At 38.2% G+C, this 19903-nt stretch carries 21 protein-coding genes; 16 read left to right on the forward strand and 5 right to left on the reverse strand.

All coding sequences use genetic code 11. The features are described 5' to 3' along the window. Positions 1–88: 88 nt before the first annotated feature. Together ACY2A0_RS16990 and ACY2A0_RS16995 are read left to right on the forward strand one after the other, a co-directional pair. Positions 89–1279: a PAS domain-containing sensor histidine kinase gene (locus ACY2A0_RS16990; protein WP_461790571.1), complete on the forward strand. Its 1191-nt coding sequence runs from the start codon at positions 89–91 to the stop codon at positions 1277–1279. 10 nt (positions 1280–1289) lie between these two features. Further along, positions 1290–2318, forward strand: a complete 1029-nt coding sequence (locus ACY2A0_RS16995; RefSeq protein ID WP_461790572.1) for a response regulator — start codon at positions 1290–1292, stop codon at positions 2316–2318. A 234-nt stretch (positions 2319–2552) separates the two neighbouring features. On the opposite strand, the gene ACY2A0_RS17000 is transcribed toward ACY2A0_RS16995, so the two are convergent. Continuing rightward, positions 2553–3191 (reverse strand): DUF4142 domain-containing protein, encoded by a 639-nt coding sequence (locus ACY2A0_RS17000; RefSeq protein ID WP_461790573.1) that lies wholly within the window; start codon positions 3189–3191, stop codon positions 2553–2555. 133 nt (positions 3192–3324) lie between these two features. Between ACY2A0_RS17000 and ACY2A0_RS17005 the strand changes: the two genes are divergently transcribed. Next, complete coding sequence (locus tag ACY2A0_RS17005) at positions 3325–4848, forward strand: L,D-transpeptidase family protein (RefSeq protein WP_461790574.1); 1524 nt, start codon at positions 3325–3327, stop codon at positions 4846–4848. A 13-nt stretch (positions 4849–4861) separates the two neighbouring features. Here the strand turns inward: ACY2A0_RS17005 and ACY2A0_RS17010 are convergent, their stop codons facing one another. After that, entirely contained in the window at positions 4862–5638 is a 777-nt protein-coding gene (locus tag ACY2A0_RS17010; RefSeq protein ID WP_461790575.1) for a murein L,D-transpeptidase catalytic domain family protein, read from the reverse strand. Between the two features lie 255 nt (positions 5639–5893). On the opposite strand from ACY2A0_RS17010, the gene ACY2A0_RS17015 reads away from it, so the two are divergent. After that, the gene (locus ACY2A0_RS17015) at positions 5894–6262 is read left to right on the forward strand and encodes a response regulator (protein ID WP_461790576.1); all 369 of its coding nucleotides are present in this window, start codon (positions 5894–5896) and stop codon (positions 6260–6262) included. 70 nt (positions 6263–6332) lie between these two features. Further along, positions 6333–6830 carry a DUF892 family protein gene (locus ACY2A0_RS17020; RefSeq protein WP_461790577.1) on the forward strand — a complete coding sequence of 166 codons (498 nt, stop codon included), beginning with the start codon at positions 6333–6335 and terminating at the stop codon, positions 6828–6830. Positions 6831–6837: 7 nt separating this feature from the next. Here ACY2A0_RS17020 and ACY2A0_RS17025 read toward each other — a convergent pair whose 3' ends face one another. Then, complete coding sequence (locus ACY2A0_RS17025; RefSeq protein ID WP_461790578.1) at positions 6838–7803, reverse strand: polysaccharide deacetylase family protein; 966 nt, start codon at positions 7801–7803, stop codon at positions 6838–6840. Positions 7804–7997: 194 nt separating this feature from the next. Between ACY2A0_RS17025 and ACY2A0_RS17030 the strand changes: the two genes are divergently transcribed. The 11 genes from ACY2A0_RS17030 to ACY2A0_RS17080 all read left to right on the forward strand — a co-directional run bounded on the left by ACY2A0_RS17030 (position 7998) and on the right by ACY2A0_RS17080 (position 19025). Then, entirely contained in the window at positions 7998–8447 is a 450-nt protein-coding gene (locus ACY2A0_RS17030) for a lactate dehydrogenase (RefSeq protein WP_461790579.1), read from the forward strand. After that, complete coding sequence (gene hemN, locus ACY2A0_RS17035; RefSeq protein ID WP_461790580.1) at positions 8434–9780, forward strand: oxygen-independent coproporphyrinogen III oxidase; 1347 nt, start codon at positions 8434–8436, stop codon at positions 9778–9780. Before ACY2A0_RS17030 ends, hemN begins: the two co-directional genes overlap by 14 nt. A gap of 64 nt (positions 9781–9844) precedes the next feature. Further along, positions 9845–12232: a heavy metal translocating P-type ATPase gene (locus ACY2A0_RS17040; RefSeq protein WP_461790581.1), complete on the forward strand. Its 2388-nt coding sequence runs from the start codon at positions 9845–9847 to the stop codon at positions 12230–12232. Between the two features lie 253 nt (positions 12233–12485). Next, positions 12486–12665, forward strand: coding sequence for a cbb3-type cytochrome oxidase assembly protein CcoS (gene ccoS, locus ACY2A0_RS17045; protein ID WP_461790582.1), 180 nt, complete (start codon positions 12486–12488; stop codon positions 12663–12665). A gap of 72 nt (positions 12666–12737) precedes the next feature. Further along, positions 12738–14879 carry a cytochrome-c oxidase, cbb3-type subunit I gene (ccoN, locus tag ACY2A0_RS17050; protein WP_461790583.1) on the forward strand — a complete coding sequence of 714 codons (2142 nt, stop codon included), beginning with the start codon at positions 12738–12740 and terminating at the stop codon, positions 14877–14879. Between the two features lie 4 nt (positions 14880–14883). Beyond that, entirely contained in the window at positions 14884–15066 is a 183-nt protein-coding gene (locus tag ACY2A0_RS17055; protein WP_461790584.1) for a hypothetical protein, read from the forward strand. Then, positions 15053–15982 (forward strand): cbb3-type cytochrome c oxidase N-terminal domain-containing protein, encoded by a 930-nt coding sequence (locus tag ACY2A0_RS17060; RefSeq protein ID WP_461790585.1) that lies wholly within the window; start codon positions 15053–15055, stop codon positions 15980–15982. Before ACY2A0_RS17055 ends, ACY2A0_RS17060 begins: the two co-directional genes overlap by 14 nt. A 37-nt stretch (positions 15983–16019) precedes the next feature. Then, entirely contained in the window at positions 16020–17396 is a 1377-nt protein-coding gene (gene ccoG, locus ACY2A0_RS17065) for a cytochrome c oxidase accessory protein CcoG (RefSeq protein WP_461790586.1), read from the forward strand. Between the two features lie 34 nt (positions 17397–17430). Then, the gene (locus tag ACY2A0_RS17070) at positions 17431–17859 is read left to right on the forward strand and encodes a FixH family protein (RefSeq protein WP_461790587.1); all 429 of its coding nucleotides are present in this window, start codon (positions 17431–17433) and stop codon (positions 17857–17859) included. Beyond that, positions 17856–18554 (forward strand): sulfite exporter TauE/SafE family protein, encoded by a 699-nt coding sequence (locus ACY2A0_RS17075; RefSeq protein ID WP_461790588.1) that lies wholly within the window; start codon positions 17856–17858, stop codon positions 18552–18554. Before ACY2A0_RS17070 ends, ACY2A0_RS17075 begins: the two co-directional genes overlap by 4 nt. A 78-nt stretch (positions 18555–18632) precedes the next feature. Next, positions 18633–19025 carry a hypothetical protein gene (locus ACY2A0_RS17080; RefSeq protein ID WP_461790589.1) on the forward strand — a complete coding sequence of 131 codons (393 nt, stop codon included), beginning with the start codon at positions 18633–18635 and terminating at the stop codon, positions 19023–19025. Positions 19026–19065: 40 nt separating this feature from the next. Here the strand turns inward: ACY2A0_RS17080 and ACY2A0_RS17085 are convergent, their stop codons facing one another. Together ACY2A0_RS17085 and ACY2A0_RS17090 are read right to left on the reverse strand one after the other, a co-directional pair. Continuing rightward, complete coding sequence (locus tag ACY2A0_RS17085) at positions 19066–19491, reverse strand: response regulator (RefSeq protein WP_461790590.1); 426 nt, start codon at positions 19489–19491, stop codon at positions 19066–19068. After that, complete coding sequence (locus tag ACY2A0_RS17090) at positions 19481–19900, reverse strand: sensor histidine kinase (RefSeq protein ID WP_461791712.1); 420 nt, start codon at positions 19898–19900, stop codon at positions 19481–19483. Before ACY2A0_RS17090 ends, ACY2A0_RS17085 begins: the two co-directional genes overlap by 11 nt. Positions 19901–19903 lie beyond the last annotated feature (3 nt).

A 19903-nucleotide genomic window follows, 5' to 3' on the forward strand; every position in this document is an offset into this window, starting at 1 on the left:
CTTGCCTCTGTATTTGTACACCGTTAAGTTTTAACTGGAATTCAATTACCAAATTGAAAAAACTTGCCGATTAAATTTATTCTGATTGATGGAAAGAGCCAAGCTACTAAATGCTATTATCGAAAACGCAATAGACGGAATTATCACTATTGATGAGTTTGGTGTCATTGAGCATATCAATCCATCAGCATTGGCATTGTTCGGATATGATAGGGAGGAGTTAACAGGTAAAAATGTGTCGATGCTAATGCCACAACCTGATCAGCAAAGGCATGATCAGTACATTGCGAACTATAGGCAAAGTGGAAATGCGCACATTATCGGCATAGGCAGAGAAGTGCAAGGGCAAAGAAAGGACGGCTCTATTTTCCCATTTAGATTGGGCGTAAGCGAAGTTAAATTTTCTGACAGGCGGATATTTACCGGATTTATTCATGATTTGAGTAGGCAGAAAGAAGACGAACTGAAGATCAAAAGTTATACTGAAGAACTGGAGCAAAAGATCAAAGAACGTACACAGGACCTGATCAGATCAATTAATGAGCTGGAAACTGCTAAAGAGCATGTGAGTGCTTTATTCGAAAAAGAAAAGGAGCTTAATCAGTTGAAAACGAGGTTCGTATCTATGGCTTCGCATGAGTTTAGGACACCTTTGAGTTCTATACAACTTTCTGCCTCGCTTATCGATAAGTATAGTTCAAAAAACGATGAAGCGGGAGTAATTAAACATACCTCAAAAATCAAAAATGCAATTAATAACCTCACTACAATTCTCAACGATTTCCTTTCTTTGGAAAAATTGGAAGCGGGTAAGGTTGAACCTGCGGCAAACTGGTTTGATATGATTTCCTTCGCAGAAGAAATTGTAGAGGAAATGCAGTTGATCAGCAAGCAAAATCAGTTGATCGTGTACGAGCATAAAGGTACAAGTGCACAAGTATTTTTGGACCACAATCTGTTGAAAAACTGTATTATCAATCTCATCTCTAATGCCATTAAATATTCTGGGGAAAATACCATGATTCAGTTTAATAGCATTTTAACGGCTCATGACCTCACTATCGAAGTTAAGGACAATGGGATTGGCATACCTGAAATAGATAAAGCGAACTTATTTGAACCCTTTTTTAGGGCACATAATACTGGCGACATTCCCGGTACTGGACTTGGTTTGAATATTGTAAAGCGTTATGTAGGGTTGATGAATGGCACGGTAAGTTGTGAAACTGAGCAAAATAAAGGAACTACATTTACCTTGAATTTTAGTTTTAATCATTAGCAGTTAACGCATGAAAAAGGTTTTAGTCATCGAAGATAATGACGATATCAGAGAAGGGACTGTTGAAGTCCTCGAATTGGCTGGCTATGAGGCTGTAGCCGCAAAAAATGGAAAAATTGGCGTTGAGCTTGCACTCAGCTCGTCTCCAGATATCATTTTGTGCGATATTATGATGCCCGAATTGGACGGTTATGGTGTACTTTACCTATTGAGTAAAAATCCAAAACTGGCTAGCATTCCGTTTATATTTATGACAGCTAAGGCTGAACGGGCCGATATGCGTAAGGGAATGGAAATGGGTGCTGATGATTATTTGACAAAACCTTTCGATGACTTAGAACTCTTCAATGCGATAGAAAGTAGACTTAAAAAGAAAAATCAGACCGTAGGCTTTAAAGCAACTCCCAAAGATATACAAAGCATTTTTGCAGAACTAAAACAGAAAGGCAAACAACGACAATTTGCTAACAAACAGGTCATTTACGTTGAAAATGATGAACCTAACTACCTGTATTTCATTAAGAGCGGTCAGGTGAAAACTTACCGTAGGTTTAAAGATGGTAGGGAGCTGTCTTCCAATATTTTTAAAGATGGTGACTTTTTTGGTTATGAGAGTTTGTGTTGTGGGGTAGCTTATGCAGATAATGCAGCGACTTTGTCGGATACAGACTTGTTGCTCATTCCAAAGGCAGATTTTATGGATGCATTATTTAACCATCAGGAAATGGCTACTGCATTCATCGAATTACTATCTGGAAATATTAGGTTCAAAGAGGATCAGATGCTGAAGTTGGCCTACTTTTCGGTACGTAAAAGAGTAGCGGAGGCTTTGGTTCAGTTGGCAATGAAGTTCGCAAAAAATGGAGAGGACAGCTGTACATTGAGGATTTCGAGGGATGATTTAGCAGCATTTGTAGGTACTGCAAGCGAAACGGTGAGTAGAATGCTCGCTGATTTTAAAGAGGAAAAGTTGATAGAAAAGCATGGTAACGCTATTCATATCGTATCAATTGATAAGCTTAGTAAAGTGAAGCAGTAGTTGTTAGTTTAGTCCGGAAGTCCGAAGGCAGAGAGGGTTAAACATCCCGTCATTGCGAGGAGGAACGACGAAGCAATCTTAAAGCGATTTGTAAGTTGTGAGTTTTTAAGACAGGATTAAGGGTTAAAAGTCCGGAAGTTCAGTCTTCCTTTGTACCGATATCATTGAGATTTTCATGCTGTTTAAAATAAGAAGCGCTCCAATTTATTGTTAACAAATAAGAGCGCTGGCTAATTAATTTCCTGTCGATACTTCACCAGGGCGAGTACTTTGCGTGCCGCTATCTGTCGAAGCTGCAATAAGTTTGGCTGCCATTGCTTGTTGTTGCTGCACTAATGGCAATTTAGTGTCTGCAAAATTCTTTAATTCCGCCTTCTGTAGATGCGAGCCTTCTTTAAACACGGTAGTAAACGTTGCCAACATCTGATTGATTTTCTGAAGAGATTGCTGGTCTAAAGTAGGTGAGGAAAGCTCTTTCAAAGCGCTTAATTCTTTTTGCTGCGCTGCTGATAGTTGTCGTTGCATTAATAAACCATCGTTTTTGGCCAATTTCTCCACGCTAACAACAATCTCCTGATAAGTTGTTCCTAACTGGTTTCCAAATTTTCTTAGTTCGCTATTTTTACTTTGGGCGGTGATAGCAGCTAAATCAACCATATATAAACTATGCGAATAGCTTGATAAGATGAAAGACTTTTCTCGCCCATCCATGTCAACTTCTGCTGTGTTTACTTTTGCTTTCGTACTAGCATCAATAACAGAGTCTGATGCTTCTGTTGAAGAATGGTCATATGATCTCTCTGCAGGAGTGCAGGAAGCTATTGTAAGGCAACCTGTAAGTGCCATTACTGTAAATCTGCTAAAATATTTCATAACCGCTATCATTTATTACTTATGCTTATAACCAATTAAATCGCTTTTAGTTGAGAAAAACTGAACTTTTATTTAGAAAATCCCAAAAAGCAAAATTTTAAAACAAAAATTGATGGTTTTCATTATTATAAACATGAAAAAACATCACCACGCTTTGGTATTATCACTTTTATGTGTAGTGCTATTATCTTTTATTAGTTCTTGCGGAAACAAAAACGCTGAGTTTTCAAAGTTAGCTGCTAAGTCTACCGGCAATAAGGTATTCAAGCAAATGGATCCTGAGGTCCTTGCGGAAAAGCTTAAAGCGAAACAGCAAGCTATGACTAAACGCTTTCGCAATCCTAAGTTTATGGCGGCCTATTACGAGCAGCAGGAATATCAACCCGTAGTGCTGCAAAAAATATTTTCTGAAAAGCAGATGGATAGTGTAATGGCGATACTGGATAGTGTTGGTAACCACGGCTTGTCGGCCAATATGTTCAACGCAGCTAAAATTCGCACCTTATATACCGATATGAAAGACCAAAAAAAGTTGAATTCGGTAGAGCAGGCTTATGATTCGCTAACAGAACTGGAACTTTTGCTAGCGGCAGCAATAACCGACTACGGTGATGTTATGCAATTTGGCGCTGTAAGTCCGAGAAGAATTTATGCACAGTATTACACCGAAACGAAACGTCCTGATGAGAAAAGTTTCACTACTTCATTGAATGCTGAAAATCCTAAGGAATATTTGGATAGTATTCAACCTAAGGATAAAGCGTATTTGACAATGCAGCGTGAATTAAAACGATTATCGGCATTTGGCGGAACAAATAACGAGGAAGCAATAAGGATTTTAATGGTAAATCTGGAGCGTATGCGCTGGCAAAATAAGCCAAACGGCGATAAATACGTATTGGTTAACATCCCTGATTTTACACTTGATGTGATTGAAAACGGAAAATCGGCCTTAAAGATGAAAGTTTGCGTAGGAGAGGGAAGAAATAAAGATTACGCAGATAAATTGGTAGAGTATGATGAAAGCGGTGTAAAAAAAGACAGACCGTTTAACCGAGAGACACCCCAATTGAATAGTTTGATTCACAGCGTTCAGGTAAATCCAGTGTGGAATATTCCTCAAAGTATTGCATCTAATGAGATATCTAAGTATGCCGCGGCAGATCCATATTACCTTTCCAATAATAACATCGATGTTTATCAAAATGGAAAAATAGTTGAGGATCCGGAAACTATTGATTGGTCAGAAGATGGTGCCGCAAAGAAATACAGTTTCAAACAACGCCCTGGCGATGATAATTCATTGGGAAAAATTAAATTCCTTTTCAATAACCAAAGTAGCGTTTATTTGCATGATACCCCAGCTAAAAAAGCTTTCGATTTGCAGGTACGGGCAGTTAGTCACGGTTGCGTTCGTGTGGAAGAGCCAATGAAATTAGCACAAGCACTTTTCGGCAACGGAAATCAGTATCAAACTATCCAAAATGCGATGCAAACTGGTCAGCCACAAGCTAAAGACATGGGGCTTCCGAGTAAGGTTCCCGTTTATTTAACTTACAATACTTGTTGGCTGGATGAAAGTGGAAAACTACAATATCGCAAAGATGTTTACGGTTTAGATATTGTGTTATACACACATTTACAGCGATTGGGTTAAAATGTTTATCCAATCAATCAAAATGATTAACCTGCATTTGATCGCTGGCGAAACTAGCGGCCAAAGTTTCATTTAAATATTTAGAATGGTATTTTTCATCCGATTTGTTGATGAAAAGTACCGTTTTATCTTCAATGGTTTGAATCACTTTGTCAGCTACTTCTGGAGCTACGGCGGGGCAGCCCTGGCTACGACCTAATCTGCCTAAAGCTTTAATCGTTCCCTCGCTTACGTACGCTGCACCATGTACCACAATTGAACGGCTACGAGCGTTGGAGTTAAAGCCTTCATCTAAACCATCTAATTTTAATGATTTGCCATGTACACCATGGTAAACCTCTCCTGTTAAGTAAAATCCTAAGCTACTGGAAAAAGAGTTGTTAATGTTAGAAAACATATTGGCTTCATCACCACCACTATTTTGTCCGTGAGCCACCCAAGTATTTAGTAACAATGCTTTTTGTTGTAAATCAATAATATACAATCGTTTTTTTGTGCTTAACTGGTCAAAATCTGCAATCGTTAAAATTGACTTGTGCGGTACTAAGCCCAACTGCCTCAGGTTGTAAAAACCAGTTAACGCTTTCTCGAAAACCGGCAATGCCAATCCTTTTTCCTGCAAATGAAGATCGCTGTATAAGCTAGTTATGTGCGAGTTGTAAACGCTATCTACCGAAATAACTTTGCTTACCACTTTTGCGTAAGGTGCAGTTTCAGGTTTGCTAGTTGCTGATAAAAAAAAGAAAATTGTAATGCCTAATAAGCCTAATCTTGAAAGTGATTTTTTCACGTTGTTCCTTTATAATGATTAGGTAATAAGTTTGGCTATAGGCTAAGGGGATTTGATTTTACCTTACAAAGGTAAGTCAGATACTCTTTTTTTGAGTATATACTTTTGAATTGTTGCCTAAAAATGACAATAGCGAATGATGTTGAAAAACCCTCGATTGAAATTCAATTTATATATCGTACATTGCTCAATGAAGTTTTGGAAGAGAATTTCTAAAACAATGCTGCAACTTAAATGTTGTAGTGCCAGATACTTATGAAGCAGAAGCGAATATTGATTATTGAAGATGATCCAGATATATTAGATATTTTGGATATTATCTTTGTAGAAGACGGTTACGAAGTAATTACCAATGCTACTGGCATGCTGGCAGATGAAATAGCCGTAATAAATCCCGATTTAATTTTACTCGATGTTAGGATCAGCGGTTTTCAGATGACCGGTGCTCAACTTTGTTGGGAGCTAAAATCTTTGCCTCAAACAAAAGACATGCCCGTAGTGTTACTATCTGCCGAAAGAGACTTGCACAGACTTGCGGAAGAAGCTCATGCTGATGCCATGGTGAATAAACCATTTGATATAGAGCAGTTGCTACTTACAGCAAAGCAGTTAGTTAAAAATTAGTAGCGGTGTTAAGTATTAGCCATCAACTTAAAAATTTACAATACCATTTAAATTAGAATATCATTTAAATATGAACGTGGATTATGAAAAAATAGAGCGTTTTTTTATAACGCATCTAGATATGATTTACTGTACAAAATCTCACTTAATAGTACATTTACCAGAGTTATTAGAAAAAGCACATTACCACGAACTTAAGACGTCTATTTTACAGACATTAGACAACGTACAAACAGAGATGTCTAAAATGGAAGTGATTTATGCGTTATTGGATTCTTCCTATACCGAGGCCAATGCTAAAGGAGTGAAAGGCTACATCGCAGATACATTTGCAACAATTGCGGAGCAAGGACAAGACAATGAGTTGCGGGACTTATCCATTCTCTTTTACTTACAGAATTTGGAAAGTTTAGAGATGGCTACTTTTCAAACACTACAGATGGCCGCGATAAAGCTTAAGAATAGGCAAGTAGTTACTTTGTTGAAAGAAAATTACGAAGAGGCAAAGGCCAATCGCACTTCACTTTTATTGGTAGTAAGTAAGTACATCACGTCGGGCGAAGAATAAGGCAAGTTTAAAAATCGCCTTTCACACTATTACTTAAATCGAACATTAACCACTGCCGGCTTTTTACAAGCTGGCTTTTGTTTTTGATTAAGCTGATAAAGTCTTTAACGCCAACAGGCTCGTTCCCGTTACCATGTATTAGCACAATACTCCCATTTTTGGCCTGATTACCTTTGGCCAACCATGCATCGCTTCCAATCGGTATTAAGCCTAAGGTGATGATTTGTTTTACGATAGCACTGTCTGAAACTAAGCCGGGAAATCTAAAAAATACAGAAGGCAGCATGTCTTTCTCCAACATCAATTGCTCCAGTTTCAAAACTTCGCTATGGATGTTTGTGCCGGGCTTCAGCAGGAAATTTTCCGTCAATGGAACTTTAGGATCGTAGTAGTGGCTGTAAGTATGGTTAATCCACGTTACCTTAATGAGATTGTCTCGCTGTAGTTTATTGATCCACTGGATGTCGTCTTCGTGGTTGAGTAAAAACCTGCCGGAAATTGATAGCCCTAAGGGAACTGGTTTTTCAATGCCCGCAAATGCGTTAATCACCGAATTGAAAATGCTTCTGTCCAAAGGTTTATGCGATGGACATAAATCTACAGTTAACGTAATGCCTTTTTCAGATGGATAACCGTGTGTAACGCCCGCATCTTGTATCAAAAATGATTTTGCCTCAACATCAATCAATGCTTTTATGAAAGGTGTATTTGAATAGGTAGATTTCAATTGCTGCCAGTAACTTAAATTGAATTTAACCTCAGCCGAATCTAAAATTGATGTATTAAGCGAATAAACAGCTACTGCTAAGAATTTAGTTTTGTTTCGCTGCTTAAATTTCCTCAACAAAATAAAATCGGTATTGGCATATGATGCCTTCCCAATGCAAACGGTATAATTGCTAATGGCATTTTGCGCTTCACTCATTGGTGCAAATGCAAATACACTTAAAAGGCACAGTAATATTTTTTTCATTATAAAATTCATGCGATAATTCAGCTCCTCAAATCTAATATTTTCAAAGATTTGACCCGTAAAAAATCAAATAGCTTCTGAACTTTTCCATAAGCAACGCTGATAATTCGTGACGAAAATCATTTTTTAGGATAATTACGCTCAAGAGCTAAAGTTAAAAGCCTAGGTAGTTTTGTGAAACATAAAAGGATTTCATGAAGGCTATTGCATATAATATTAAACCTGAAGAAAAAGAATGCTTGGTGTTGGCTAACCACAAGAAACATGATATCACTATCATAGCCAATAGCTTAAGTAAAGAAACTTTACCTTTTGCACAAGGTAAGGAAGTTTTAATTGTTTTTAATGATGATGTGCTAGACGCTGATTTGATTTTAGGCTTAAGAACTTTAGGAATAAAATATATCGCTACATCGTCCTTTGAAACCAAGCATATTGATTTAAATGCAGCTGGCTTGGCTGGTTTTAAGATTGCCAATGTACCGTTAGTTAGAGATGGTGCAAATTTGGCTATTGACAGGATGCAACAGGTAATTAAAAACTTGGATAACTGGGCAGCTGGTAAATGTGTTGGAAAGGCTTGTTGTTGTCCAAATGACTGCGGCGTAGCAATGAGGAAAGGAGAGGAAGATGGCAATCAATGAATTGTTAAGGAAGTATAATGTAGCCGCTCCACGCTATACTAGCTATCCAACTGTGCCTTATTGGGATAACGATCAGTTCAATGCAGCACAATGGAAACAACGATTAATTACTGCCTATAGCTTACACAAGTTGGAGGGAATTAGTGTTTATATTCACTTGCCGTTTTGCGAAAGTTTATGTACGTATTGTGGTTGTAATACTCGAATTACTAAAAATCACGGTGTTGAAACCCCCTATATTTCAGCACTATTGAAGGAATGGAAAATGTATTGCGAATTATTAGGTGAACAGCCGAAAATTAAAGAAATACATTTGGGAGGGGGTACACCTACGTTTTTTAGTGCTGAAAATTTAAAGCATTTATTAGCAACCATTGCAGGCGGTAACCGATTTGATGAGCAAGCCACTTGTTCCTTTGAAGGGCACCCAGATAACACTACTGCTGAGCACTTGCAGGTTTTATACGAGCTAGGTTTTAAAAGGTTGAGTTTGGGAATTCAAGATTTTGATCCGAAAGTGCAATTCATGATTAACCGCTATCAAACGCCTCAACAAGTTAAAGCAATTACTGATTTAGCTAGATCAATAGGTTACCAGTCTGTTAATTACGATTTAATATATGGCCTTCCCGGCCAGTATAAGGAAGGTTTGAAAAATACTGTTGAGGAAGTGATTGCACTTAGACCCGACAGAATTGCATTTTATAGCTATGCCCATGTGCCTTGGATAAAAGCTGGTCAGCGCCATTTTACCGAAAATGATATCCCGCAAGGCGATGAAAAATTTGCATTATATGAAACCGGTAGGCAAATGTTGGTTAATGCAGGCTATGAGGAAATAGGAATGGATCACTTCGCTTTAAAAACCGATAGCTTATACATTGCCAGTAAAGAAGGTAAGCTACACCGCAATTTTATGGGTTATACGGATCAGCATACACCCATATTATTAGGTTTGGGCGTTTCTTCTATCAGCGATTGCGGAACTGCTTTTGCACAAAATGCTAAAACAGTAGAGGAATACAAGCAGGTTATCGCATCAGATGAATTGGCAGTACAGAAAGGACATTTGCTAAATTTAGAAGATATTCAAATACGCAGGCATATCTCCAATTTAATGTGTCGAAATCAGACGGATTTTGGAGCAGTCGTTGATACACCAGTACTTAGTCGCCTACAGCCGATGATTGATGATGGTTTGGTAAGTGTTAACGCTGGAAACGTCACTATCAAAGCACTTGGGAAGTCCTATCTCAGAAATGTTTGTATGGCTTTTGACGCTCGGCTTTGGCAAAGGCAACCACAAACGCAACTATTTAGCGCTGCAATTTAACTATCGCTATCAGATCATCAATTCGCAATTATGCACTTCCAAGTTACAGAAAGGAGTTAATCACATGAACAATTCAATTATTACCCACCAAAGTTCAGTTTGTTATCATTGCGGAGATCAGTTGCCTAGCATTAAATTGAGCTACGACGATAAGGACTTTTGTTGCGTAGGCTGTCGAAGCGTTTATCAGCTGCTTTCGGAAAATAACATGTGTAACTACTACGCATATAATGATAATCCAGGTCAGCGAATAGCAGATGAAGGACATTTCGAATATCTAGACGAACCGAATATCATTACACAGTTGGTTAATTATAAGGATGAAGACAATACCATTGTAACGTTTTACATTCCAGCCATCCATTGCAGCTCCTGTATTTGGTTGTTAGAGCATCTTTACAAAATCAATGCTGCCATTTTTAGCTCCCGTATCGATTTCTTGAAAAGAGAAGTAACGATCAGCTACAAGCATCATCAAGTTTCTTTACGTGAATTAGTACAGATATTAAGTAGGATTGGCTACGAGCCCTTAATAAGTTTGCAAGATGTAGTCAAAGAGAAAAGTAATTCGGTAAATAAACAGTTGATATGGAAAATTGCCATTGCTGGATTTAGCATGGGTAATGTCATGCTATTTAGTTTTCCTGAATATTTCGGCTTGTCAAGCATCGAAAAAGAATTTCAGCAACTTTTTGCGTGGCTTAATTTAGCGTTTTGTATCCCAGTGACATTTTATTGTGCTAAAGACTACTTCATATCGGCTTTTGCCAGCTTGAAGCAACGCTATGTTAATTTAGATACACCGCTCGCTTTCATCATAGCAGTACTTTTTATCCGTACTGCTATTTCAACAGTGTTTCATACGGGGCCGGGTTTTGCTGATACCTTAACAGGATTGGTGTTTTTGCTGCTAATGGGAAAATGGGTAAAACAGCGCACCTATCAGCACATTTCTTTCGATAGAGACTATCGTTCCTATTTTCCTATAGCCATTACTACATTGAAAGATAACCGGGAAAAACCGGTAGCCATTGGCGATATAGCCGTAGGGGATCGGCTATTGATACGCAATGGCGAATTAGTTCCAGCTGATGCCATATTGATGAAGGGTGATGCATGGTTGGACATGAGTTTTGTAACTGGCGAAGCCGCACCTCAGCAGAAAGTTTTGGGTGAGATGGTATATGCTGGCGGTAGGCAGATGGGAGAGGCCATTGAGTTGGAAGTAGTGAAGCCGGCTTCGCAAAGTTACTTAACTGGATTATGGAACAAAGATTTCTACAAATCGGGTTTCAAGAAAAAGAGTTTCAATGATCGCATAGCGAAATATTTTAGTATAGGTGTTTTTATCATAGCCTTTGCATCTACTGCTTATTGGCTTTGGCAAGCTGATAGCACCAAAGCATGGTCGGCATTTACAGCTGTAATAATAGTAGCTTGTCCCTGTGTTTTGGCGTTAAGTACACCTTTTACTTTGTCGGCAATTCTATCTGTTTTTGATAAAAAAGGCTTTTACGTTAAAAACACCGATGCCGTTGAGCAGTTGGCCGATTTGGATACCATTGTTTTTGATAAGACTGGTACATTGACAAGTACGCATCAATCCGCTATCGTTTTTAGTGGAGATTTAACAGAGAAAGAACAATTGATGGTTGCTTCGCTATTGTACAATTCTTCGCATCCATTGAGTAGGCAAGTATTCAAAAGTTTAAATCCCGATAAAATCTATCCTATTGCTAGGTACAACGAGCTAGTTGGTAGAGGCATTACTGGAGTTATTGATGGCTGCGTAGTTTACGCTGGTAGTGCCCGAGGTTTATCACATGAAATAGAAAGTAAAGAGGAAGCTGGCGTTCATATCTCAATTAATGGATGCTATAAAGGCTGTTTTTCTTTAGAGCAACAATGGCGAGATGGCATTGATGTACTCATTAATAACTTAGGAAATCATTATCAGCTAAAGGTGCTTTCCGGAGATACTAATAAAGATGAGCAGATGCTCAAATCAGTTTTTAGTGCTAATGCAGAAATTGTATTTAATCAAAGTCCTCATCAGAAATTGGAAGCCATCAAGCTATTGCAAGAGCAAGGTTCAAAAGTAATGATGTTGGGAGACGGATTGAATGATGCGGGAGCATTAAAACAAGCGAATTTTGGCGTAGCGATTACAGATAATATCAACAATTTCACACCAGGTTGCGATGCCATTCTAAGCGGCGCTAACATTGGTTTACTGCCAAGGTTCATTAAGTTAAGTAAAGATGGTTTGAAAACGATAAAAATCAGCTTTGCTATAGCCACAGCTTATAATTTGATTGGGGTTTACTATGCGGTGCAGGGTACGCTTTATCCTTTAGTTGCTGCGGTATTAATGCCTGTAAGCACCATTACCATTATTAGTTTCACAAGTATTGCTACACGATATTTTGCAAGAAAGAATGGGTTGAGGTAGTTGTTAGGGGTTAGGGACTAGGGACTAGGGGTTAGGGATTAGGGATCAGGTATCAGTGGTCAGAGATCAGGAATTAGTAGTTAGTTACCAAATGAACTAATGAACTAATGAACCAAACGAACCAAATGAACTAATGAACTACAAACACCATCCGAAAAACTGACCCCGCTCCGTCCATCTAACCTCAAACTTATCGACTTTCCAACCGCCAAACTAAAAAACTAACAAACCAATCACAATACAACCAAAAAACATGAACATACTTTATTTTTTAATTGGATGTAGTGTTACAGTAGCACTTATATTCTTAGGAGCATTTTTTTGGGCATTAAAAAGTGGCCAACATGATGATGTGTATACACCAAGCGTACGCATACTTTTTGATGACGAAACAGTTACTCCAGAAAGTGATAAAGATCATATTTCCGACTAACGCTTATCATCAGCTTTGCTATAGCGCTAGGATAACTTTGTTGCCAACATTACAAATCTATTTCTAATCATTATGCAGCTAGAAAAATTTACTTACGACAACAAGATTGTACGAAATTTCGGTATTGCTTCCGTAGTATGGGGCATTATCGGGATGTTAGTGGGATTAATTGTTGCCATGCAGTTGTACAAGCCCGAACTTAACATGGGTAACCAGTACACTACCTTTGGCCGTATCAGGCCGCTACACACTAACGCAGTAATTTTTGCTTTTGTGGGTAATGCTATTTTTATGGGAGTTTACTACTCTTTACAGCGTTTACTGAAGGCAAGGATGTTCAGCAACGTTCTTAGCAATATCCATTTTTGGGGATGGCAATTGATCATCGTTTCTGCAGTAATTACTTTGCCTTTAGGCATCACTTCGTCACACGAGTATGCAGAGTTGGAATGGCCTATCGATATCGCAATTACACTAATTTGGGTGGTATTTGGCATTAACATGTTTGGTACCATCATCAAACGTCGCGAGAGACATTTGTACGTTGCTATTTGGTTTTACATTGCCACGTTTGTAACCATCGCGGTGCTGCATATCGTAAATTCTTTCCAGCTGCCAATATCTTTTTTAAAAAGCTACTATGTATTTGCAGGTGTACAAGATGCGTTGGTACAATGGTGGTACGGTCACAACGCTGTGGCCTTCTTTTTAACGACACCGTATTTGGGGATGATGTACTATTTCCTTCCTAAAATGGCAAACCGTCCGGTATATTCTTACAAATTGAGTATCCTTCACTTCTGGTCGTTAATTTTTATCTACATCTGGGCAGGGCCACACCACTTGCTATACACTTCCTTACCAGGATGGGCGCAATCATTAGGTGTAGTTTTCTCCATTATGTTAATTGCACCAAGTTGGGGCGGGATGATCAACGGCTTGCTGACCTTACGTGGAGCTTGGGATAAAGTGCGTGAAGATGTTACCTTGAAATTTATGGTAGTGGCGCTTACTGCCTACGGTATGGCTACTTTCGAGGGTCCAATGCTATCGCTTAAACAAATTAATGGTATTGCACACTTTACCGATTGGATTGTTGCACACGTACACGTTGGTGCGCTTGGTTGGAACGGATTTTTAACCTTCGGGATTTTGTATTGGTTGATTCCACGTATTTACAAAACAGAACTTTACTCCAAAAAATTAGCGGGATTCCACTTCTGGATCGGCACGCTTGGAATTTTATTTTACGCTATTCCAATGTATTGGGCAGGTTTTACGCAAGGCTTAATGTGGAAGGAGTTCACTTCAGAAGGTTTGCTGAAATATGCTAACTTCTTAACTACGACATTGCAAATTATCCCGATGCATATTTTACGCTCTATTGGCGGAGCGCTTTATTTAATTGGCGCAATTGCAATGACTTACAACCTTGCGAAAACAATGTTACAAGGAAAATTAGTTGCCAACGAGGAAGCAGAGGCTATGGCTTTGGAAAAAGTGGTAAGCAATGAAGACGCAACTGATAAAAAATGGCACCGAATTTTGGAGCGCAAACCAATGCAATTTATGGTGTTATCATTAATTGTAATCTTAATTGGTGGTATGGTCGAAATGATGCCAACTTTCACCATTGAAAGTAATGTGCCAACTATTGCTAGTATTAAACCTTACACGCCATTGGAACTGGAAGGCAGAGATTTATACATCAGAGAAGGCTGTGTGAACTGTCACTCACAAACCATTCGTCCGTTCAGATCAGAAACGGAGCGTTACGGCGAATACAGCAAAGCAGGTGAGTTTGTATACGACCATCCATTTTTATGGGGAAGTAAACGTACCGGACCCGATTTGCATCGTATTGGTGGTAAATACTCTAACGCTTGGCACTACAATCACATGATGGATCCAACTTCAATGTCTCCAGGTAGTATCATGCCACCTTATCCTTGGTTAATTACCCAAAAATTAGATGTCAGTCAAACGCCTGCTAAAATAAGAGCTATGCAAACCTTGGGTGTTCCTTACAGAGAAAATTTCGACGCAGTGGCAGTAGCTAAGTTAAACGCTCAGGCTGAAACTATTGCGGCAGACCTAAAGCAGAACAATATTGAGGTAAAAAGCGACAGAGAAATCATTGCGCTAATTGCCTATCTGCAACGTATGGGTACCGATATCAAAGCAAATAAAACAACTATTCCTTCTAATCAGTAAAATTATGTTCAAGCAAATAAAAGACCTAGCCGGAGGTGAGTTTTATCTCATCTTATCTCTACTCTTATTCATGGCTTTCTTCATTTTGGTAACGGTATATCTATTGAAAATGAACAAACAACATTTAATTGAAATGAGTAATCTCCCTATTAGCGAACCTCAAAGTAATGGTTATGAAGAAGTTTAGTTTAATCATATTTTTCGGGCTGCTAACTTTAATTGGTTTTGCTCAAGGAAATACAGCGGTTGCTACAACAGCCGAGGCCAGGCCGGTGATCCCAGAACCATCTTTAGGTGTAAGCACTACAGAATTATTGATCATCACTTTGTTGGTGTTCTCTATTATCCTGCTATTTGTTGCCATCACGCTTTACAATAGTTTTAAAGTGATTTATCAGGAGCGACTTAATCCAACGCCTTTCAAAACAGCAGAGCAAAAATTGTTGGAATATGAAGATTGGAAAAAACAAGACGTTAGTCGCCCTAATTTATGGACCAAGTTGTTAAGCTTAAAACCATTGTCGGCTGAAAAAGATTTAGAAATTCCTCATACTTACGATGGCATCAAAGAACTTAATAACCCAGTTCCTACGTGGTTTAATGTACTTTTTTATGGTACAATTATATTTGGAGCGATTTATTTATACTACTATCATTTTAGCGATCGTGGGCAGCGCCAAGATGATGAATATCAAACTGAAATGGCAAAAGCTGATATTGAAAAGCAACAGTTTTTGGCAAAATCCGCGTCGTCAGTTGATGAAAATTCAGTTAAAGTTGACCCATCGCAGATTGCTACCGGTAAAGGCGTTTTTGATGCCAATTGTGTCGCTTGTCACGGGCAACATGGCGAAGGACTGGTTGGACCTAACTTAACGGACGAATTTTGGTTACACGGTGGAAGTGTGAAAGATGTTTTTAAAACCATTAAGTATGGCGTTCCGGCTAAAGGTATGGTAAGTTGGGAGAAAAATATGAGTTCATCCAATATTAGTGCAGTAGCAAATTACATTTTGTCTTTACAGGGCTCAAAGCCGGCTAATGCTAAGGCGCCACAAGGTGAAAAATATGATCCTGCGGCAGCCGAAACTCCTGCTAAATAATTAGCTAACTGATTGAAATCGAGTAATAAACAAGGTGATGGCAAAAGCTCAACATAACAGTAACGAAAGTCGGAAGATTTTAGGTAGAACATTTCTGTATCCAAAGAAACCGCAAGGTAACTTGTATAATAAAAGAAAGTGGTTCAGTTATAGTTTGTTGCTGTTGCTATTTGCTAGTCCGTTTGTAAAACTAAATGGCGAGCAACTGATATTACTCAACCTGTTAGAAAGAAAGTTCGTTTTTTTTGGGTTAATTTTCACGCCCCAGGATTTTTATCTCTTCGCTCTGGCAATGCTTATTTTTATGCTCTTCATAGTATGTTTTACGGTGGTTTTGGGCAGGTTGTGGTGCGGTTGGGCCTGCCCTCAAACCATTTTTATGGAGATGATTTTCCGCCGGATTGAATACTGGATTGAAGGCGACGCCAATCAGCAGCGTAAGTTGGATGCGCAACCATGGAATGCGGAAAAGATTTGGAAAAAAGGGCTGAAGCATGCATTGTTCCTACTGATCTCATTTTTAATAGCGAATACTTTTTTGGCCTATATTATTGGTTCAGACAAGCTGTATCTCATTATTACAGAGCCTATCGGTAAGCATGCAAGTGGTTTTGTATCCATTTGGATTTTTACCTTGGTTTTTTATGGCGTGTTCTCTTATTTGCGAGAAGTAGTTTGTACGGTAATTTGTCCTTATGGCCGCTTACAAGGGGTGCTGTTAGATAATAAGAGCTTGATTGTTGCTTATGATGAAGTTCGTGGCGAACCAAGAGGGCATCTTCAAAAAAATGCAACTCAACCTTTAAAAGGCGACTGTATTGACTGTGGTCTTTGCGTGCAAGTTTGCCCTACTGGCATAGATATTAGAAAAGGTACACAGCTGGAGTGCGTAAACTGTACGGCGTGTATCGATGCCTGCGATGAAGTAATGCTCAAAATCAATAAGCCTAAAAAATTAATCGGATTTTATACGCACGATTTTATCACCCACAGAACACGCTTTAAAATTGGAGCTAGAGGGATTGGATACGCTGCGGTACTGTTTGTAGTTCTGATGGTTTTTTCTTCATTAGTATACAGAAGGGAAGAGGTACAAACTACCGTACTGCGAGCTAGTGGAACACTTTTTCAGAAACGTAACGATGGTAGCATCGCTAACTTGTATAATGCCGAATTGATTAACAAAACTAACAAAGACATCAAGTTTACACTTAAATCGGCGGATAAAAATGATCGTATTGAATTGATTCAAGCTGATACTTTGCTGCCGAAAGAGGGGACGGCGAGATTGACATTTTTTCTGATCAAAAAACCAAAAAATATCAAGGAGTTTAAAAGTAAGGTAGCATTTGAAGTGCAAGAAAATAACATCACCATCAGTAAGGCAGGTACCACATTTTTTTCACAACCTTAATAACTCAAATAGCTTCGGCATAAAAAGTAAAAACATGAACTGGGGAACAAAAATAGTTTTGGGGATGGCGGCTTTCATGTCGTTCATTGTGGGTATGGCCATTTATATGTTCAATAATTATGGTAAAGATGCGCTTGTGGAAGATGACTATTACGAAAAAGGCATCAACTATAACAAGGAGTTTAATGCTAAAACCAATATGCTTAATGATGAAGCAACGCCTACGTTAGATATTACTAAAAGTCAATTAATTATCAAGCTAAAAGATAGCGTAAATTATGATTTAGCTTTGATTAGACCATCATCAAAATCAGCAGATGTTAAAAGTAAAGGTCATACCATCGGAGAATCAAATTTGATATTAATTGATTTAACTGGGATGGGAAAAGGGCTTTGGCAGTTAAAATTATCATGGACTAACAACGGTAAAGACTACTTGTTTACCAAGGAAATTACATTATGAGCTTTACGCCGCTTGCTTTTTTAATGGGGTTTTTGGGTAGTTTGCACTGCGCTGTAATGTGTGGCCCAATAGTGTTAGCTTTACCGTTAAATAAAAGAAGTAATTGGCACGGCATTTTCCAGGTACTGCTTTATCAACTAGGCCGAATTACAGTATATACTTTGCTTGGATTGATAGTGGGTTTGGTGGGGAACGTATTTCATGTTTTTATTAAACAGGAAGCGATAAGTTTGCTCATTGGTATATTACTTATTTCCATCACCTTGTTGCAGTGGAAAGGGACCAAAAATAGCCATCTACAAAAAATGCAAGCAAAAATGCTATTGCCAATAAGTAAATTGATGGGGAAAATTTTCAATTTACCACTGTGGGGGTTTTTCGCAGGTATGCTTAACGGATTAATTCCCTGTGGCATGGTGTATTTAGCATTAGTTACAGCACTTAACTCTTCAAGTTCGCAGGGCGGAGCTTATTTTATGCTATTGTTTGGATTGGGAACTACGCCATTAATGTTAACAATTTCCTTAGGTGGTATTTACTTAAAAAGGTATTTTAAGTTCAATAGTCAGCGATTGATCCCTTGGTTTGCAGCGTTTTTAGGAGCGCTCTTTATTTTACGTGCAGCTAATTTAAACGTTCCATTTTTATCTCCGCAAACACATACAGTTTACGGAAATACCATGAACTGCAACTAATTTTTAAGTATTTATTTTAGTATTAATACCACTTAGTAGGTATTTTTCTTTTAGTACATATTTAGCATATTTGCTCATATGTTTCGTAAAAATAAATTTATACTCTCACTGTTGTTCACTTTTGTAATGTTGTCTTCTTGTGATAAAGAAAACATTAACAAAGAGCACGGGCAATACGCAATTACCTTTAATTACGCAGGTAGCCAACATTTAGAATTACTGGTTTACGTTGACGGCGAGTTATCTGGTTCTTTCTTTCCAGTGCCTAATGTTATCCCTAGCTCGACTACTGAATGTAGCGACCTAAAAAATCCAGAGGCGCTCACCAATGTATATGTTGTTAAAAATATAGCAAAAGGCGAACACAAAATTGAATTGAAAACAAAAGACAACGATTTGATTACTACGATGGAATTTGAGATGTTGGACAAAGAATGTGTCTTCCAAAATTTCAATTTGTCAGAAAACTAATTCTGGTGGTCGTGAGTAGCATCTACCGGCCAATTGCTAGCTAATTTTTTGTTCCGAAAGAAACAGCATATTTATTGAGCAGCTCTTTCAATTCGTTAGGGTATAGCGGTTTTTTAAGCAGTTTGATCACCAATGGATTAGCTTCTGCTTTTTTGATATCTCCAAAGTCAAGTGTCGACGAAAGAATCGCTAATTTACAACGATCAAGAAACGGTTTTGGGAACGTCTTGTAAATCTCTAAAAATTCAAATCCGTCCATCTCCGGCATCTGAATGTCTAAAAGGATAAAATCAGGCCATTGTTCGGGATTGTTAAGATTTTTGTTGATGTAGTTCAATCCTTCTTCGCCAGATTGGCAAGAGATAATCTCATCGAAAAAACCAGACAAATTGATGATTCGATAATGTATTTTTAAATCGATCTCATTGTCGTCAATCAGCAGCACTTTTCCTGTTCTATTTGGCATTTGGTATGGTTATTTTAAAGGTTGTACCATTTTCTATGTTTGAGCTTACGTTAATATTACCGTTAATTTTATTTAATGCTTCTTTCACAATGAATAGGCCTAAACCGCTTCCATGATGCATTTTGCTTTTGAAAAATTGAGTGAATATTTTTTCAAGATGTTCTTTAAGGATACCCATTCCGTTATCGTTGATTTCAATTTGAGCTTCAAGGTCGTCAACTTCAATATTGATATTAACGGTTTTATTGGATTCGTTAGTTTTTTGATACTTTATCGCGTTCGAAATTAAGTTGCTTAGTATGACTTCAATCCTAAAAGCATCGCCAATAAACGTCGTATTTTGGTTGACACTTACATTGAAATGCATATCTCTATCCGAAAACCCATGTAATTCAACCAATTCATTCACGAT

Source organism: Pedobacter sp. (assembly GCF_965249885.1).
Classification (GTDB): Bacteria; Bacteroidota; Bacteroidia; order Sphingobacteriales; family Sphingobacteriaceae; genus Pedobacter.

What these genes read in the sequence shown, in the direction of transcription:
- ACY2A0_RS16990 (WP_461790571.1), top strand. Translation starts at nt 89, where the DNA reads ATGGAAAGAGCCAAGCTACTAAATGCTATTATCGAAAACGCAATAGAC.
- ACY2A0_RS17025 (WP_461790578.1), bottom strand. Translation starts at nt 7,803, where the DNA reads ATGAAAAAAATATTACTGTGCCTTTTAAGTGTATTTGCATTTGCACCA.
- ACY2A0_RS17040 (WP_461790581.1), top strand. Translation starts at nt 9,845, where the DNA reads ATGAACAATTCAATTATTACCCACCAAAGTTCAGTTTGTTATCATTGC.
- ACY2A0_RS17080 (WP_461790589.1), top strand. Translation starts at nt 18,633, where the DNA reads ATGTTTCGTAAAAATAAATTTATACTCTCACTGTTGTTCACTTTTGTA.
- hemN (WP_461790580.1), top strand. Translation starts at nt 8,434, where the DNA reads ATGGCAATCAATGAATTGTTAAGGAAGTATAATGTAGCCGCTCCACGC.
- ACY2A0_RS17055 (WP_461790584.1), top strand. Translation starts at nt 14,884, where the DNA reads ATGTTCAAGCAAATAAAAGACCTAGCCGGAGGTGAGTTTTATCTCATC.
- ACY2A0_RS17030 (WP_461790579.1), top strand. Translation starts at nt 7,998, where the DNA reads ATGAAGGCTATTGCATATAATATTAAACCTGAAGAAAAAGAATGCTTG.
- ccoS (WP_461790582.1), top strand. Translation starts at nt 12,486, where the DNA reads ATGAACATACTTTATTTTTTAATTGGATGTAGTGTTACAGTAGCACTT.
- ACY2A0_RS17070 (WP_461790587.1), top strand. Translation starts at nt 17,431, where the DNA reads ATGAACTGGGGAACAAAAATAGTTTTGGGGATGGCGGCTTTCATGTCG.
- ACY2A0_RS17020 (WP_461790577.1), top strand. Translation starts at nt 6,333, where the DNA reads ATGAACGTGGATTATGAAAAAATAGAGCGTTTTTTTATAACGCATCTA.
- ccoN (WP_461790583.1), top strand. Translation starts at nt 12,738, where the DNA reads ATGCAGCTAGAAAAATTTACTTACGACAACAAGATTGTACGAAATTTC.
- ACY2A0_RS17060 (WP_461790585.1), top strand. Translation starts at nt 15,053, where the DNA reads ATGAAGAAGTTTAGTTTAATCATATTTTTCGGGCTGCTAACTTTAATT.
- ACY2A0_RS17015 (WP_461790576.1), top strand. Translation starts at nt 5,894, where the DNA reads ATGAAGCAGAAGCGAATATTGATTATTGAAGATGATCCAGATATATTA.
- ACY2A0_RS16995 (WP_461790572.1), top strand. Translation starts at nt 1,290, where the DNA reads ATGAAAAAGGTTTTAGTCATCGAAGATAATGACGATATCAGAGAAGGG.
- ACY2A0_RS17005 (WP_461790574.1), top strand. Translation starts at nt 3,325, where the DNA reads ATGAAAAAACATCACCACGCTTTGGTATTATCACTTTTATGTGTAGTG.
- ACY2A0_RS17085 (WP_461790590.1), bottom strand. Translation starts at nt 19,491, where the DNA reads ATGCCAAATAGAACAGGAAAAGTGCTGCTGATTGACGACAATGAGATC.
- ACY2A0_RS17075 (WP_461790588.1), top strand. Translation starts at nt 17,856, where the DNA reads ATGAGCTTTACGCCGCTTGCTTTTTTAATGGGGTTTTTGGGTAGTTTG.
- ccoG (WP_461790586.1), top strand. Translation starts at nt 16,020, where the DNA reads ATGGCAAAAGCTCAACATAACAGTAACGAAAGTCGGAAGATTTTAGGT.
- ACY2A0_RS17000 (WP_461790573.1), bottom strand. Translation starts at nt 3,191, where the DNA reads ATGAAATATTTTAGCAGATTTACAGTAATGGCACTTACAGGTTGCCTT.